This window comes from Paraburkholderia sp. J69-1, assembly GCF_905220255.1.
Taxonomy (GTDB): domain Bacteria; phylum Pseudomonadota; class Gammaproteobacteria; order Burkholderiales; family Burkholderiaceae; genus Paraburkholderia.
In genome coordinates, this window is the sequence record NZ_CAJMZG010000008.1 from 94,748 (window position 1) to 111,117 (window position 16,370).

Here is a 16,370-nt window from a genome sequence, read left to right on the forward strand (position 1 = left end):
CCGATCCGTGGTTTCGCCGACGAGCCAGCGTTTTGCGCTGGCTCGATTTGTCGTTGTGTACTGGGTTAATTTTCTGCTGTCGTCATCATGAACTCTCGTTTGAATGTCGTTGCGCCGTCAACCAATTCGGGCGGCACGCCTGCCGCCGGGCGGCCGCGGTATCGCTTCGTGCTGTGGGGCGCACTTGGCGTGCTGCTCCTGCTGGCCGCGTGTGGCGTCTATGCTTTTCAACATCCCGAGCGCATGCCGCAAGCCGTCGGCGAAATGCTCGAAGATGAGTTTGGGGTGAATCCGCATCCGATTCATTTGATGAAGCCGCAGAATGCGCCCTTGAGTTTGCTGGCGCAGATCGGCAAGCAGATTTTCCACGATCAATCCTTGTCCGCTTCGGGCAAGCAGTCCTGTGCGTCCTGCCATAGCCCGCAGCATGCTTACGGCCCGCCGAACGCGCTGGCCGTGCAGCCAGGCGGCGAGCATCTGACGCAGCATGGCTACCGGCCGCCGCCTTCGCTCACCTATCTGTATCGCCAGGCCAACTTCAGCATTGGACCGGATGCGCCCGATATGGATGTCGCGCCGGTCGCCCTCACCACGACCGCGCAACAGGCGCAAGGCGTGGCGCGCGCGCAGAAGAATGCGGGCGTGGCACCCGCTGCGCCCGCGATGGTGCCGCAAGGCGGCCTGTTCTGGGACGGCCGCGCCGATACCTTGCAGGCGCAAGCCATGGGTCCGCTGTTCAATCCGGTGGAAATGGCCAATACGAGCGAAGCCGAAGTCGCGCGCAAACTCGAGCGCGCCGGCTATCTCGACGAACTCAAGAAACTGTTTGGTCCGGCCGTGTCGTCGGGGTCGGTCATGCTGGTCGACGAAGCGATGTCCGCCGTCAGCCGCTATCAGATCGAAGACGCCTCGTTTCACGAATTCAACAGCAAGTACGACAACTGGCTCGAAGGCAAGGCGCGTCTGAGCCCGGCGGAATTGCGCGGCCTGCGTCTTTTCAACAATCAGGACAAGGCGAATTGCGCGGGCTGCCATTTGAGCCAGCCGGGCCGCGACGGCCTGCCGCCGCTCTTTACCGACACGCAATACGAGGCGCTGGGCGTGCCGCGCAACCCGGAACTGGCGCAGAACAAGGAACCGAAATTCTTCGACATGGGTTTGTGCGGCCCGTACCGCCAGGATCTCGCGAGCCAGACGCAATACTGCGGCATGTTCCTCACGCCGACCCTGCGTAACGTCTCCACGCGCAAGACCTTCTTCCACAACGGCGTGTATCGCGACCTCAAGCACGTGATGGACTTCTACAACCTGCGCGAAACGTCGCCGGAAAAGATCTATCCGCTCGATGCCTCCGGCAAGCCGCAAAAGTACAACGATCTGCCGGCGAAATACGCGGCCAATGTCGATATTGCCGATGCGCCGTTCGACCGTAAATATGGCGATAAACCGGCGATGTCCGATCAGGATATCGACGACATCATCGCGTTCCTGAAGACGCTGAATGACGGCTACAAGCAATAAGCGCCGCGCGCGCGGCTTCACCATGATCGAAGTGCTCGTGGCGCTCGCCATCATTGCCGTCGCGCTGGCGGCATCGATGCGGGCGGTGGGCAACCTCGCGTCCAGTGAAGCGGAATTGCACCTGCGCCTGCTGGCCGGCTGGAGTGCGGATAACGCGCTGACCGATCTGCGCGTCACGCACGCCTGGCCGCCGCTCGGCGTGAAGCAGTTCGACTGCTCCGAAGGCAACTTCGCACTCGTGTGCACGGAAAACGTGAGCACCACGCCGAACCCGCTGTTCAGGCGCGTGGAGATCTCGGTCACGGCGCCGGGACACAAGGGCCGGCTAGCGCAGCTCATGACGATGTTCGACGATGAAATCAACCGTTCGCTCTAATCGGCGCGCCGTCCTGCATGCGGGTGCACGCGCGGGTGCACGCACGGGCGGCTTTACGCTGCTGGAATTGCTGGTCGCGGTGGCGATTCTCGCGGTGGTCGCGGTGCTCGCGTGGCGCGGTCTCGACGCCATTGCACGGGGCCGCGATTCCATCACGCGTTCGATGGCCGACGAGCGCGTGTTCGCGCAACTGTTCGACCAGATGCGCATCGACGCGCGGCTCGCCGTTTCCGACGATGAAACCGGCGGCAGCGCGATTGCCGCCGACGCCTCCGGCCTGCAGATCGTGCGCACCTGGCCCGCTGCGGCAGGCGAGGCGCCGCGGCTGGAAGTCGTGCGTTATCACGTCGCCGATGGTCTGGTGATCCGCTATGCGTCGCCGCCCATCGGCAACTTCAGCCAGCTTCGCCGCACGATGCGCAAGGGCGAAGACAGCACATGGAGTTCGGTTGCGCTGATGAACGGCGTGAACGCGATCCAGGTGCGCATGTACGTGCCCAAAACCGGCTGGACGACGCAAATGACCGATGTGCGCAGCGCGATCGTGGCCAACGACAACAACCTGACGATCCCGCAACTGGCCGCGATGCCGCTGCCGCGCGCGGTGACCGGATTGCGCGTGAGCATTCGCGCGGCGTCGCTCACGCGGCCCGTCGATCGCGCGTTTCTGGTAGGGGAGTGAGGATGCGCAGCAGTGGATCTCCCCGCACGCCGCGTCATAAGCAACGTCATCAGCAACGCCATAAGCCGCGCGAACGCGGCGCGGCGATCATTACGGCGCTGCTGGTGATGGCGTTATCGGCGATTCTCGTCTCGGGCATTCTCTGGCGCGAGCAGGTGCAGGTTCGGCGCATCGAAAACCAGCGCCTGATCGGCCAGGCGCAATGGGTGGCGCGCGGCGCGCTCGACCTGACGCGGCTCGTGCTGCACGCGGAAGCCGACACCTTGCCGTCCGTGACCTATCTGGGCGGACTCTGGAGCACGCCGGTTGCGCGCACGCGCCTGAGTCATTTCATCGGCGAAACGGGCGGCGACGAAGATGCGATGGCCGGATCGACCTGGCTCACCGGTACGGTCGAAGACGCCCAGTCGCGTTTCAATCTGCGCAGTCTGGTGGCGAATCCGTCGCCCGGCGTGCTGGAAGTGAACGTGACGCAATTGCAGGCATTCCAGCGGCTGCTGCAACTGTTGGGTCTCGATGGCAAGCTGGCGAGCAAAACGGCGCTCTATGTGCGCGCCGGGCTGTCGCATTCCGCCACGCGTTTCGAAAACGCCGGAACAACGAGCGCATCCAGCACATCGGCCACATCGAGCCAGCCGCAAGAAGACGGCGCCAATGTCACCGATAACCCCGGCCTCGACGATGACGACGACGCGGACAGCAAGGTCGCATCGCTGCTGATGACCGACACGGACGCCTTGCTCGACATTCCCGGTTTCACGCCGGCTGCCGTCGCACGCTTGCGTCCGTTTATCACGGTGCTGCCGAACGCCACGCCGGTGAACATGAATACCGCGAGCGCCGAGGTCTTGAGCGCCATCGTGCCGGAAATGACGCTGGCAAAAGCGCAGGCGTTCGTCGCGCGTCGTCAGACGGTGTTCTTTCGCAATATGAGCGATGTGTCGCTGGCGCTGGCCGCCGCCGATGTCGAAGGCGTGACACTGGATTCGTCGCTCTACGACGTGAACACCAGCTACTTTCTGGTGCACGGCGGCGTGCAGCACGATCGCGCCGAAGTGGACCGCACGACGCTGGTGTGGCGCGATCCGCTGACTCACGCCACACGCGTGGTGCGCGTGCAGGATCAGCTATGAAAGGGGGCTATTTTGCAAAGCGGCGCGACTGAATTTTTTCGTCGCTATAATGCCGGCGCGGGGCTCTACGAACAGGAATACTAATAATATCTGAGAGAGGTGGCCGTGGAAGCTAACATGAATGTCATGTCGAACCATCCCGGTGTAGCCTTTGCCGAACCGTCGCGAGCGCGGGGTGAGAGAGACCTTCTGCGCTCGCTCCATGTGAGCGTCGACCGCATGATGGTTGGCGTGCTGTGGGCCTTGTTCGCCGCCGCCTGCGGACTCGCGAGCCACTACGACACGTGGCAGGCCGTGTTTGTGATCGGCTTGCCGACTGCGGCGCTCGGCACGATTCTGGCCTTTGTGCTGCCTGGCTGGCTGATCACGCGCCTCTATATGGCCGCATCGCTGATGACGTTTGCCGCGCTCCATATCCATCAGGAGCATGGCGTGCTGGAGCTGCATTTCGGCGTCTTCGTCTTTATGTCTTTCCTGCTGGCGTATCGCGACTGGCGGGCGATTCTTTGCGCCGCCGCTGTGATTGCCGTTCATCATGTGGCGTTCAATTATCTCCAGTTGTGGGGATTCGGCGTGTTCTGCTTTACCTCGCCGTCGCTCGTCACGGTGCTGGAACACGCGGCTTATGTCGTCGTTCAGGCGGTCCTGCTGAGCTATATCGCGCACAGCATGAAACAGGACGCGATTGCCGGGCGCGAACTGGCCATGCTCGGCGATGTGCTGTCGCGTCACGCCGGGCATTTCGATCTGCGCGTCGACTGCATTACGTCGCTCAAGGGCGCGGGCAGCCGCCTGTTTCAGGGCACGCTGGCTGCACTGCATCGCACGATGCGCGATATCGTCGGCACGATCGACACGATGGCGAAAGCGTCGGACAGTATCGCCGAACGCAATCGCGCTCTGTCCGGGCAGATCTCGACGCAGGCATCGACGCTCAAGGACAGCGCGGCCGCTATCGGCGTGATCGAGCAGCGCGTGCGCGAAAGCGCCGATCACGCCCGGCAGGCCAATCGCATGGCGCAGGAAGCGGCGGGCATCGCGCAGGATAGCGGCCGCGCGGTGAGCGATCTGGTCGGCAAGATCGGGCAGATCAATCAGGCGACCGGCAATATGAGCGCGATGATCGAAACCATCGAGGCGATCACGGTGCAGACCAATATCCTCGCGCTCAATGCGGCGGTAGAAGCGGCGCGGGCGGGCGAGAAAGGGCGCAGCTTTGCCGTCGTGGCCGGGGAAGTGCGCGCACTGGCGCAGCGCAGCGCGGCCGCCGCGAAGGAAATCAAGCTGCTGATCGAGGCATCGCAACAGCATGTTGAGGAGGGCGCGGGACTCGCGCAGCGCGCGGGCGAATCGATGGCGAGCGTGCTGGCGCGCATCGAAGCCGTGGCCGGCGTGGTGGAAAACGTCGCGGCTGAAAGCGCGCTACGTTCGCAGGACTTCGAGCACTTTCTACGCGAGATGGCCGCCATCGATGCGATGTTCGCGAGCGATGTGGCGCATGTGTTCGATGTGAGCGCGGCGTCGGCGGGATTGCGGCAACAGGCGAACAATCTGCACCGGGCGGTTTCGATCTTTCTGGTGGATGACGGCGCAGAAGACGATGAAGGCTGAGCCGCGCGACGCCGCTTGCGTCATATCGCTGTGCTAACCTTGCGCAGCTTCGCGCTTTGCCATGCCGCTTCACAACCGCTTTTTGCCATCCCGTATCGACATCCTGCCAGGAAAGAGAGCCCGATGAGACAGCACAAGAAGTTGCGCACGAAACCATCTATTGCACTGCGCCATGCCGCGCGCATGATCGCCGCCGCCGTGGCGTGCGCGGGCGGCGTTCTGGCCGCACCGGCCGCGCACGCCGCGCCGACTGAAATCCAGTTCTGGCATGCAATGGAATCGGAACTGGGCGAGCGCGTGAACGAAATCGCCCAGCAATTCAATGCTTCGCAAAGCGACTACAAGATCGTGCCGGTTTTCAAGGGCACTTACGATCAGACGCTGGCGGCCGGCATTGCCGCTTATCGCAGCGGCGACGCTCCCGCGATCCTGCAGGTCTACGAAGTCGGCACGGCCACGATGATGCAGGCGAAAAAAGCCGTCGTGCCGGTGTACGACGTGATGAAAAATGCTGGCGTGCCGTTCGACGAAAAGGCGTTCGTGCCGACCGTCGCGAGCTATTACAGCGACGCGAAAACCGGTCATCTGGTATCGATGCCGTTCAATAGCTCCACGCCGCTGCTTTATTACAATCGCGACGCCTTTAAAAAGGCTGGCCTGAATCCCGATGCGCCGCCCAAAACGTGGCCCGAAGTCGCCGCCGATGCCGCAAAACTCAAGGCCGCTGGCCTGACCTGCGGCTTCACGACCGGTTGGCAAGGCTGGATTCAGATCGAAAACTACAGCGCCTGGCAGGCCGCGCCGATCGCCACGCGCAACAATGGTTTCGACGGCGCAGACGCCGAACTCGAAATCAACAAGCCGCTGCAGGTTGCGCATATCGCCTTCCTGCAGAAGATGGCGAAAGACGGCACCTTCACCTATGTGGGCCGCAAGGACGAAGCTACCGCCAAGTTCTATAGCGGCGACTGCGGCATCATGATGGGATCGTCGGGCGCGCTCGCCAATGTGCAGAAGTACGCGAAGTTCCAGTTCGGCACCGGCATGATGCCGTATGACCCGAGCGTGAAAGGCGCGCCGCAGAACGCGATGATCGGCGGGGCGAGTCTGTGGGTGCTGGCGGGCAAGAATCCCGAGGTCTACAAAGGCGTTGCGAAGTTTCTCGCCTATCTGACTTCGCCTGCGGTGGCCGCGAAGTGGCATGAAGATACCGGCTATCTGCCGGTGACGACCGCGGCTTACGATCTCGCGCGCAAGCAAGGCTTCTACACCGCGCATCCGGGCGCCGATACGGCCACCAAACAGATGCTCAACAAGCCGCCGCTGCCCTATACGAAGGGCCTGCGTCTGGGCAACATGCCGCAGATTCGCACGGTGGTGGACGAGGAACTCGAACAGGTCTGGACCGGCAGCAAGACGCCGCAACAGGCGCTCGATTCGGCCAATTCGCGCGGCAACGAATTGCTGAGGCGTTTCGAAAAACAGGGCGGTTAAGCGTAAAACCGCAGGTCACGAACAACGGCGCGCTGCCTTTGAAACAGCGCGCCGTTTTGTTTTAGAACCACGCGTCCTGCATGTCGAGCGTGGTGCGATCGAGCGACGCAAGCAGATCGAATTGCGCCGAGGTCTTCGGCAATTCCCATGCGAAGAAGTACGTGGCCGCCGCGAGCTTGCCGCGATAAAAATCGGCGTCGTCGCCTTGTGCGTGCTTGAGCGCCGCGCGCGCGGCCAGCGCTTGTTCGAGCCAGACCCAGGCGACAACCACGTGGCCGAACGCTTCCAGATACACCGAAGCGTTCGCCAGCGTCACATTCGGGTCGCCTGCCGCCCACAGCGCGCGCGTGACCTCGGTCAGACGCGCCAGCGCCGCTTCGAGCGCGCGCGCATGCGCGGCGTCCTGCGCTTCGCCATTCGAGCGCGCACGATCGAGCGTGGCCTGCACGCGCTGCGCAAACAGCTTGAGCGCGGCGCCGTCCTTGATCGTCACCTTGCGGCCCAGCAGGTCGAGGCCCTGAATGCCGTGCGTGCCTTCGTGAATCGGATTGAGGCGGTTGTCGCGATAGAACTGTTCGACGTTGTATTCGCGCGTATAGCCGTATCCGCCATGCACCTGGATCGCCAGATCGTTGGCGGCGAGACACCATTGCGACGGCCAGCTTTTCGCAATCGGCGTGAGCAGGTCGAGCAGCAGCGTGAGCGGTTCGCGCGCGGCATCGTCGTCGATGGCGCTGGCTTCGTCCACGAGCTTCGCGCACCAGAGGTTCAGCGCGAGCGCGCCTTCCACGTAGCTTTTCTGCGCGAGCAGCATGCGGCGCACGTCCGCGTGTTCGACCAGCTTGATCTGCGGCGAGGCCGGGTCCTTGCCCGCCGCGCCCATGCCGCGTCCCTGCGGACGATTGCGCGCGTAATCGAGCGCGTGCAGATAACCGGTGTAGCCGAGCATCGTCGCGCCCAGACCGACGCCGATGCGCGCCTCGTTCATCATATGGAACATGCAGGCGAGGCCCTTGTGCGGCTCGCCCACCAGATAGCCGATCGCCCCTGCGCGGCCGCCCGGCGCGTACTTCGTGCCCTCGCCGAAATTCAGCAGGCAGTTGGTGGTGCCGCGATAACCCATCTTGTGATTGAGACCCGCGAGCACGACGTCGTTGTGCTCGCCGCGCGAGCCGTCTTCGTTGACGAGGTACTTCGGCACGATGAAGAGCGAAATGCCTTTCACGCCGGGAATGAGTTTGCCGTCCGGACCGGGAATCTTCGCCAGCACCAGATGCACGATGTTCTCGGAAAGCTCGTGCTCGCCGCCCGAAATCCACATCTTGTTGCCGCGCAGACGATATTGCGCACCCAGCGCGGATTCGCCTTCGTAATCGGCGCGCGTGGCGACGTCCGAAAGCGAGGAACCGGCCTGCGGCTCCGAAAGACACATCGTCCCGAAGTAGCGGCCTTCGAGTTCGGGCTTCACGAAGGTCTCGATCTGCTGTTCGGTGCCGTGCTTGAGCAGCAGGTTCGCATTGCCGATGGTCAGGAACGGATAGGCGCTCGACCCCACGTTGGCCGCCTTGAACCAGGCGAAGCCGGCTTTTTCGACCACCAGCGGCAACTGCATGCCGCCGTAGTCGTAATCCTGGCCCGCCGCCATCAGGCCCGCTTCGCAGAACGCCTTCAGGGCGGTCTTCACCTCGGGGATGATGGTGACGGTCTCGCCGTCGAAATGCGGCTCGTGCTGGTCGTTCTTCTTGTTGTGCGGCGCGAACAGGTCGGTGGCGATCTTCTCGCAGGTGTCGAGCGCGGCGTCGAAGGTTTCGCGCGAGTGATCGGCGTAGCGTTCGATGCGCGTCAGGCGCTCGACATCGAGCCATTCATACAGCAGAAAATTCAGGTCACGGCGGGAGAAGATCAGCGACATGGCAGGCGGTCTCGCGAAATAGGTGACGAGGAAGTACGCCAGACTACACTGAAATAGAACGATCGTGCTATTGGTGATTGCGCGAAGGGCACACGGGGTTTGCGAGGTTTCGCATCGCGCAGCTTGCTTTGCCGCTGCGTCCCGGAAACAATGGTGCGCCGCGCGCTCATCGAGCTGTTGCGGTTCAGTCAACGCGCATTTTCTGCCCACTCACGGACACTCACTGAAGAACAGGAGCATTTGCATGAGCCAACCCGCGCTGATCGTCATCGACCTCCAGAACGACTACTTTCCCGGCGGCGCGTTCGAGCTCTGGAACGCCGACGCGACGCTCGCCGTGGTCGAGCGCGCGATCGGCCGCGCGCAGGCGAAGGGCATTCCGGTGATCCACGTCCAGCACGTCGCCGATGCCGCCAAAGGCAACTCGCCGTTCTTCAACGCGGGCACGGTCGGCGTGGAAACGCATGCGCGCATCCAGGCCGCCGCGCCCGACGCGCCCGTGGTCGTCAAGCAGTTCGCCGATGCCTTCGAGCGCACCACGCTGCACGACACCTTGCAGCGCCTGGGCGTGGACGAACTGATCCTGTGCGGGATGATGACGCAGAACTGCGTGACGCACACGGCGCTGTCCCGCCGCGCGGACGACTACCAGAAAGTGACCGTGCTCAGCGACGCCTGCACGACGGTCAGCCAGATGATTCACGCCATCGCGCTTAACGCGCTGGCTACGCGCGTGACGCTGGCGCCTTCCACCGAAGTCTTCTGATTTTTTGCCGATCTGAACGGTGCGCTTGCGGTTGAGGAAGATCAGCGTCTTTTTCGCTGCAGGCGCGCCGGGTTGCGCGAAGCCCGCACTGATGTTTTTCTCCGCCATCGCCAGAAAATCCGGCCGAATCGTCTAAGAAAGCCCGTGAAACGTTTGCAAATACTCGAATAAATAAGGGCTTTATAAAGTTATGGCGCATACGTGCCGTAGACTGGCGAACGGGCTGCGTTCGCACCGCGCGAGGCCGGCCTGCTCCGTATTTCCCATTTTTATCGCCGCCCTGTGCCTTCCCGGATTGCCGGGCCGAGGCCGCAGCGCGGCGACATTGTGTCGTGGTATCGTCGCGGCCCTTCGCGCGTAGCTAATAAGCCGCGTAAATCAACCGCGTCACTCAACTATTCAGGCTCAAAGGAGGCCTTCCCGTGATGAACGTGCTGGGCTGCATCGTCTACAAGCACAATCCGTGGCTCGTTCTGGTGGCCGTGCTGATCTGCGGCACGGGTTCGTGGGTGACGGCGCGCCTCGTGCGGCGGGCGTTCGCCACGCGCGGCATGCAGCGCGCGGGCTGGCAATTCCTCGCCGCCACCACGGCGGCCGTGGCGATCTGGTGCACGCATTTCGTGGCGATGCTCGGCTTCGAACCGGGCGTGCCGGTCAGTTTCGATCCCGTGCTCACCATCGTTTCGCTGCTGATCGCGCTGGGCGGCAGTTTCCTCGGCATTTTCGTGGCGTGCAGCGGCATGACGCGCGCCGCGCCGGCGATTGGCGGCGCGCTGGTCGGGCTGTCCATTTCGCTGATGCACTACACCGGCATGACGGCGTACCGCGTCGAGGGCATCGTCACCTGGAACCGTCCGTATCTGGTGGTCTCGATCGTGTTTTCGGTGGTGTTCGGCGCGCTCGCGTTCGACCGCGCCTCGCGCCGGCCCGCCCTCAACGCCGAGGGCGGCGAGGGCAACGCACCCAGCGCGCGCGCTCAGGTGGCTGCGGTCGCGGCGCTGCTCGCGACGGCCATCGCCACGCTGCACTTCATCGGCATGAGCGCGTTCCAGATCGAGCCGCTCGCCATCGACCCGCACGTGGCCAATTCCGCCGCGCTCGAAGCGCTGGCGCTGGCGGTGGCCGGCATGGCCTTCATCATCGCCGGTGCGGGCCTCGTCAGTTATCTGCTCGACGACAGCGTGCGCGCCGAATCGGTCGAACATCTGCGCACCATGGCGCTTTCGGACATGCTCACCGGCCTGCCGAACCGCGCCGGTTTCAACGAACGCCTCGACGCCGAAATCACGCGCACGGCCGCGCATGGCGGCAAGCTGGCGCTGGTGGGCATCGACCTGAACCGCTTCAAGGACATCAACGATCTGCGCGGCCACCACGCGGGCGACGAAGTGCTGCGCATCCTGGCGCTGCGTTTCAAGAGCCTCGTGCGCGACGACGAATTCGTCGCACGCGTGGGCGGCGACGAATTCGTGGCGCTGCGCCGCTTCCAGCGCCGCGAAGCGCTCGACGACTTTCTGCATCGGCTGGAGGCGGCGCTGTTCCGCCCGATCCGCTACGACGACTGGGAAGTGATCTCGGGCGCGAGCATGGGCGTGGCGATCTACCCGGACGACGCCACCACGCAGACCGTGCTGATCAATAACGCCGATCTGGCGATGTACCGCGCCAAGGCCGACCTCACGCGCTCGGTGTGTTTCTACGAGCCGAAGATGGACGAAATGGCGCGCGCGCGCCGCTCGCTCGCCGCCGATCTGCGCGACGCGCTCGCGCGCGGGCAGTTGAGCGTGCATTACCAGGTGCAGACCTCGATTGCGAGCGGCGAAATCTGCGGCTACGAAGCGCTGCTGCGCTGGGAGCATCCGCGTCAGGGCTTTATTTCGCCGGGCGTGTTCATTCCGCTGGCCGAAGAGAACGGCCTGATCCTGTCGATTGGGGCGTGGGTGCTGCGCGAAGCGTGCTCGCGCGCGGTGACGTGGCAGCCGCCCTGCAAGGTGGCCGTGAACCTCTCGCCGGTGCAGTTCGCGCACGACGATCTGCCTTCGCTGGTCGCCGAAGTGCTGGCCGAAACGGGGCTGCCGCCATCGCGTCTCGAACTCGAATTGACCGAATCGACGATTTTCGCCGACCGCGAACGCTCGCTCGAAACGCTGCAACGCATCAAGGAACTGGGCGTGAACCTGGCGCTCGACGACTTCGGCACCGGCTATTCGTCGCTCGATACGCTGCGCTCGTTCCCGTTCGACAAGATCAAGCTCGACCAGTCTTTCGTGAGCGAAGCCGAATCGAGCCGCCAGGCGACGGCGATCATCCGCGCGGTGCTGGCGCTGGGCAAGAGTCTGGGAATTCCCGTGCTGGCCGAAGGCATCGAAACGCAGGATCAGCTCGATCTGCTGGCGGGCGAGGGGTGCGACGAAGTGCAGGGCTTCCTGCTGGGCCGCCCCGTGCCGCTGGCGCAACTGGTGGCGAGCGGCAAGCTGAGCCTCTTGGGCGCGGCGGCGACTGAACCCGCGCCGCCGGTCGCTGCGGTTGCAGTCGCAGCGGGTTGAAACGCTGCGCTGGCAGGCGGCTGAACAGCCGTCTTGCCGCATACGCAGCGCTAAATGTGGTGTCTTGAGCGCCTTAAATCGCGGCCAGGCTCCACGGCCGCGTGTCCAGCTCGTGCGCGGCGCCGCGCATGCTGCCGAGCGACGATTCCACCCGCCGCACCAGCGACATCAGACGCGGCGCGATATCGTCGATCAACTGGTTGTCGCCGAGATTGAACACGGCAATCGAGCAGCTGAACACCCAGTATTCATCGTCGATGGGCGAAACCAGCGGGATCGCGACGGAGTGAATCTCGCGCTGCATATCGCCGTAAGACACTGTGCAGCCCGATTCGCGCAACTGCTGCCGCGCCTGCGCGAGCCGCTGCGCCAGCAGTTCGCCCTTGACCGGATCGCGCGTGAGCACGTCCTGCAGATACAGTTCGCGCGCCGCGGGCGGCACGGTCCACAGATACGCGCGGCCCGCTGCCGTGCGCGACAGCGACACGCGCGTGCCGGTTTCCGCGCGATACACCGAACTGCCCGCGCCCTGAATCACTTCCGTGTAGGCCAGATTCATCCGATGGCCGACCGCGAGCTTCACCTGGCCCTGACAGTAATCGGCCAGTTCCTGCATCATCGGCCGGGCGATCTGGCGGATCGTCATGCGGCCGAGCGCGGGCGCGGCGAGGCTCACCATCTCCGTGCCCAGCACGTATTTCGAAATACGCTCCGAATAGCGCAGCAGGCCGAATTCGCAGAGCGTGTTGATCAGGCGCAGCGCGGTGGGCTTGGGCAGACCAGTGCGCTCGACCAGTTCGCGCGCCGACAGCTCCGACGCCCCCATCGAATAGCACTGCAGAATCCGGATGCCGCGTGCGAGTGCGCTAACGAGCACGGCTTCGCTGGATGATTCGGCCGCCTCGTCGGCGCGGCCGGTACTCTCGCGGTCGCGGCTGAGTGGGTCTTTCATGTCGGATTCCTTCGTCGGGATGAGGGCGGCGCAACCAGGATTAACCCTGTGCGCCGCGCGGCAAACCCGGCATTCTAGCTTCGACATTTGATGCAAAACAAGAATTTAAGACGGCAGTCTCATTTTTTTTGAGAATCGCGACGCTTTGCCGCGCCCAGTTTGCCGTGCGATGTGGTGATCGAAGCCGGTTGGGACGGGAATCTGGACTTGCCGGTTCGATCGAACGCAATCGTCGCGCGCTTATGCGCGCCGGATCGACCGTTGACGGGTGATGGGGACGTACCGCATGATTGTCCGCATGAGCCATTTTTCTCTCGCCCGCGCGATCAGCGCGATCACTACGACCACCACGACCGCTTCTGGCGGGTCGTGAGGTCGAGACGCGAGCACGGTTCAACGCTATCAAGCGCATCCACCCCAAGGCCCCGCCGGTAACGGACGGGGCCTTGTCGTTTCTTTCGCCCTCGCTTCCGTACCGGCAACAACGAGGAATCGAAGGAGAAACGCCATGCAAGACCCTCTCGCGCCCCGCCGCGCCCTGCTGATCGTCGATATGCAGCTCGGTCTGTTCAACGCCAGCCCGGCGCCGCACGAAGGCGCGCGCGTGCTCGCCAACATCAACACGCTGATCGCGCGGGCGCGCGAGGCGGGTGCGCCGATCTACGCCGCGCGCCACACCGGGCCAGCCGGTTCGCCGCTCGCGCCCGATAGCGCGCTGACGCAACTGCTGCCCGATCTCGATGTGGACCCGGCGCGCGACACGGTGTTTGCGAAAACGCGGCCGAGCTGTTTCGTCGGCACCGGTCTCGCGCAGCAACTGGCCGAAGCGGGCGTGAGCGAGGTGGCGATCGTGGGTATGAAGAGCGAATATTGCGTCGATACGACTTGCCGCGCCGCGCTCGATCTGGGCCTGCGCGCCGTGCTGATCGAGGACGCGCACACCACGATGGATACGCCGTCGCTCAAGGCGCGCGAGATCGTCGAGCATCACAATCGCACGCTCAATGGGCCGTTTGTGCGACTCGCGCGCACGGACGACTTCGAGTTCTGATCGCGACGCCTGAAAAACAAAACGCGCCTGCGAAAGCAAGGCGCGTTTTGCGTGGCGGCAAGCGCAACGAGCGCGGATGGACTACCGCAAGCCCGGCCTCAAGGTCGCCACTTCGTCGAGCGCATCGAAAATCCCGACCACATCGTCGTTCATGCCCGCGCGTTGATCGCGCGCATGCGTGCCGACAACTTCATCCCAGAACGACTCCGAACCGTATTGCAGCCGTTGCGCGTGCAGCCGGCGCGTGAAGAGTTGCAGATCGACCTTCGCCGCATTGCCGACCGAACCCATCAGCCCATAAGCGCCATTGGCCACCAGCGGCGCGGCGCGGCTGGCGCGCGCTTTGGCGATGGCGCTGGCGATGCGCTGCTCGCCGCTGCGATGCGCGGCGCAGCCTTGTTCCGCTGCCACGCGCGTGGCGGCCACATGTCCGGCCATCACGCTCAACTGGCGCTCGAGCGCGAGAAAGGTGCTGCAGGTGCGGCTGGCCGGCGCGCGGCCGTTGACATACGCAGTGCTGATGTCGAGCACGCGCTGCATCGCGCCCGCCATGGTGGCGGCGGTCACGATCGCACCCAGTTCCGCGATGCCGCGCGCGGGCAGCGGCTGCGCCACGCGCGTGTCGAAGCGCACGGTGGCGTCGAGGGCATCGCCATGTTTTTCCACGCAGGAAGCGTTGAGCGCGACCAGCCAGGTGCCGGTATTGGTTTCCACGACCACGGCATCGGCGACCTGACCGTAGGGCACGAAGGCCGAACGTTGCGTGGCATCGGCGATGGCGAGCGCAATCGGCCCGCGCGGCGCGGCCACGTTGGCGGCCGCGAGCAGATGGCGCGCGATCATGGTGTGTGCGGCGGGCAGCGGCAAGGCGTGCTGGCCGAACGCGAACAGCACGCCCGCCGCCTGCGCGAGCGGCAGATCGGCGCCGCCCAGCGTTTCCGGCACGAGTGCGTCGAGCAGGCCGAGCGCTTCGAGTTGCCGCCAGAGTTCGCGTCCGGCGCGGCGGTCCTGCGTCAGCTCCACGCCGCGCACGAATTGCGGCGTGCAGAGATCGCCGAGCACGGTTTGCGCCGATGTCGTCAGCGTATCGTCCATGGTGTGTCTCTCCCTTATTGGCGTCATGCGCCCGCTCGATAAAGCGCGTGCTGCGCGGTCGTCATGGATCGTCCTCCTGATGCTGTCTTCTTTATGGGCGGCTCGCCGCCTCTTTGAGTCGTTCCGATTCTATGAGCGCGTTCCGCACGAGGCAACCCGAAAAAAACCCGACAAAAACCCTGTATTCCGCTTTGCCGTGCGTGCGCCGCGTGAAATCGAAACGGCCGGATGCGCGCAACGCCAGTCTCCTCGGGCGATACGCGGCGGGCGCATGACATCGGCGCGGTTTTGTTCCATCTCACGACGTAATGCATTGCGGATCTGGAAATAACGCCGAGCCTCGCGTGTGAATTCGTTGCGGGCGCAATGGGTTGGCGCAATCGTTCGCGAAGCGAAGCGTGTTGCCGATGCCGAGATGATGTATCCCCAATATTGAACGCCGATGAAAAACTGAGACGTACGGTCAAGCGCGCCGCGCGAAGGCGGTTATTGTCAGCAGACAAATGGGAGAAAAGCAGGAATACATACGGGCGCCCGCCGATCCTTGCGCGGCAGCCGGTCAATCACGCGTCGCGAACGGGTCCGGGGAAGGGCTGGACGACCCGCGCGGGCGTTTTTCCGGGCAATCCGGACAGCTAGCAAGCCAATAAAAAAGCGAGCAAGACCATGCGTGCCAATCCGAAAGACTCCTCTTGCGGCCCTGCGAACTGCGGCCGCCTGCCAGCCATCCTCGCCGATGCCGAACTCGATCACGTCGAGCGCATGGTGCAATACATGAACCGCGCACAAGCCGCGCAGTTGCCGCACTCGCCGCGCGGCATCGACGGCGAATACTGGAAGAAGCGTCTGCACAAACTGGAATCGACTTACGATCTGGTGGCGACGCAGCGCAGCCGGGTGGCGCGTTTGCTGGAGATCCTCAACGGCGCCGACGTTCAATCGGACGCAGCCACCACAGCGCGCAACGCCTTTGCGTTCTGACTGGCGCGGTATCGCAGACTTTGGCGCAGGCGCATCGGCGCGCCTGCCTATTCGAATGCGCGCGCAGTCCTGAAAAAGACGCGCATTCCGCTCATTTCCCGTTCGAACCCGATCAGGCTTTCGCCGTGATCGTGCCTGGGCAGCCCGCGCCGTGCAGCCCACCGGCCAGCCATCGCGCTTCCAACCGTCCCCATTTTGATCGTTTCAATCACACAAATGATTGAATTGCGCAATCCTGCGCGCGCGTTTA

The 16,370-nt window shown here is 64.0% G+C and carries 13 protein-coding genes; 10 read left to right on the forward strand and 3 right to left on the reverse strand.

Features of this window, described 5'->3' with window-relative positions; all coding sequences use genetic code 11:
- Positions 1 to 87: 87 nt before the first annotated feature.
- The 6 genes from U5A67_RS16220 to ugpB all read left to right on the forward strand — a co-directional run bounded on the left by U5A67_RS16220 (position 88) and on the right by ugpB (position 6,817).
- Complete coding sequence (locus U5A67_RS16220; RefSeq protein ID WP_321815384.1) at positions 88 to 1,521, forward strand: cytochrome-c peroxidase; 1,434 nt, start codon at positions 88 to 90, stop codon at positions 1,519 to 1,521.
- On the forward strand, positions 1,502 to 1,897 hold the full coding sequence (gspI, locus tag U5A67_RS16225) for a type II secretion system minor pseudopilin GspI (RefSeq protein WP_205984552.1): 396 nt from the start codon (positions 1,502 to 1,504) through the stop codon (positions 1,895 to 1,897). Before U5A67_RS16220 ends, gspI begins: the two co-directional genes overlap by 20 nt.
- Positions 1,875 to 2,579, forward strand: a complete 705-nt coding sequence (locus U5A67_RS16230) for a type II secretion system protein J (RefSeq protein WP_321815383.1) — start codon at positions 1,875 to 1,877, stop codon at positions 2,577 to 2,579. The genes gspI and U5A67_RS16230 overlap by 23 nt, the downstream gene beginning before the upstream one ends.
- A 2-nt stretch (positions 2,580 to 2,581) precedes the next feature.
- Entirely contained in the window at positions 2,582 to 3,712 is a 1,131-nt protein-coding gene (gspK, locus tag U5A67_RS16235; protein ID WP_321815382.1) for a type II secretion system minor pseudopilin GspK, read from the forward strand.
- A 117-nt stretch (positions 3,713 to 3,829) separates the two neighbouring features.
- Positions 3,830 to 5,323 (forward strand): methyl-accepting chemotaxis protein, encoded by a 1,494-nt coding sequence (locus U5A67_RS16240; RefSeq protein WP_321815381.1) that lies wholly within the window; start codon positions 3,830 to 3,832, stop codon positions 5,321 to 5,323.
- A gap of 183 nt (positions 5,324 to 5,506) precedes the next feature.
- A complete protein-coding gene (gene ugpB, locus U5A67_RS16245; RefSeq protein WP_321959725.1) occupies positions 5,507 to 6,817 on the forward strand; it encodes a sn-glycerol-3-phosphate ABC transporter substrate-binding protein UgpB in 1,311 nt (436 codons plus the stop codon).
- A 61-nt stretch (positions 6,818 to 6,878) separates the two neighbouring features.
- Here ugpB and U5A67_RS16250 read toward each other — a convergent pair whose 3' ends face one another.
- A complete protein-coding gene (locus U5A67_RS16250) occupies positions 6,879 to 8,729 on the reverse strand; it encodes an acyl-CoA dehydrogenase (RefSeq protein WP_321815379.1) in 1,851 nt (616 codons plus the stop codon).
- Positions 8,730 to 8,973: 244 nt separating this feature from the next.
- Here U5A67_RS16250 and U5A67_RS16255 point away from each other — a divergent pair, with 244 nt between their 5' ends.
- A complete protein-coding gene (locus U5A67_RS16255; RefSeq protein WP_205984556.1) occupies positions 8,974 to 9,495 on the forward strand; it encodes a cysteine hydrolase family protein in 522 nt (173 codons plus the stop codon).
- A 425-nt stretch (positions 9,496 to 9,920) separates the two neighbouring features.
- The gene (locus tag U5A67_RS16260) at positions 9,921 to 12,041 is read left to right on the forward strand and encodes a putative bifunctional diguanylate cyclase/phosphodiesterase (RefSeq protein WP_321815449.1); all 2,121 of its coding nucleotides are present in this window, start codon (positions 9,921 to 9,923) and stop codon (positions 12,039 to 12,041) included.
- A gap of 73 nt (positions 12,042 to 12,114) precedes the next feature.
- On the opposite strand, the gene U5A67_RS16265 is transcribed toward U5A67_RS16260, so the two are convergent.
- Entirely contained in the window at positions 12,115 to 12,993 is an 879-nt protein-coding gene (locus U5A67_RS16265) for an IclR family transcriptional regulator (RefSeq protein ID WP_321815378.1), read from the reverse strand.
- 508 nt (positions 12,994 to 13,501) lie between these two features.
- On the opposite strand from U5A67_RS16265, the gene U5A67_RS16270 reads away from it, so the two are divergent.
- The gene (locus U5A67_RS16270; RefSeq protein WP_205984559.1) at positions 13,502 to 14,044 is read left to right on the forward strand and encodes a cysteine hydrolase family protein; all 543 of its coding nucleotides are present in this window, start codon (positions 13,502 to 13,504) and stop codon (positions 14,042 to 14,044) included.
- 81 nt (positions 14,045 to 14,125) lie between these two features.
- Here U5A67_RS16270 and U5A67_RS16275 read toward each other — a convergent pair whose 3' ends face one another.
- Positions 14,126 to 15,139 (reverse strand): acyl-CoA dehydrogenase family protein, encoded by a 1,014-nt coding sequence (locus tag U5A67_RS16275; RefSeq protein ID WP_205984560.1) that lies wholly within the window; start codon positions 15,137 to 15,139, stop codon positions 14,126 to 14,128.
- 666 nt (positions 15,140 to 15,805) lie between these two features.
- Between U5A67_RS16275 and U5A67_RS16280 the strand changes: the two genes are divergently transcribed.
- On the forward strand, positions 15,806 to 16,120 hold the full coding sequence (locus U5A67_RS16280; protein ID WP_321815377.1) for a hypothetical protein: 315 nt from the start codon (positions 15,806 to 15,808) through the stop codon (positions 16,118 to 16,120).
- The last annotated feature ends 250 nt before the right edge of the window (positions 16,121 to 16,370 follow it).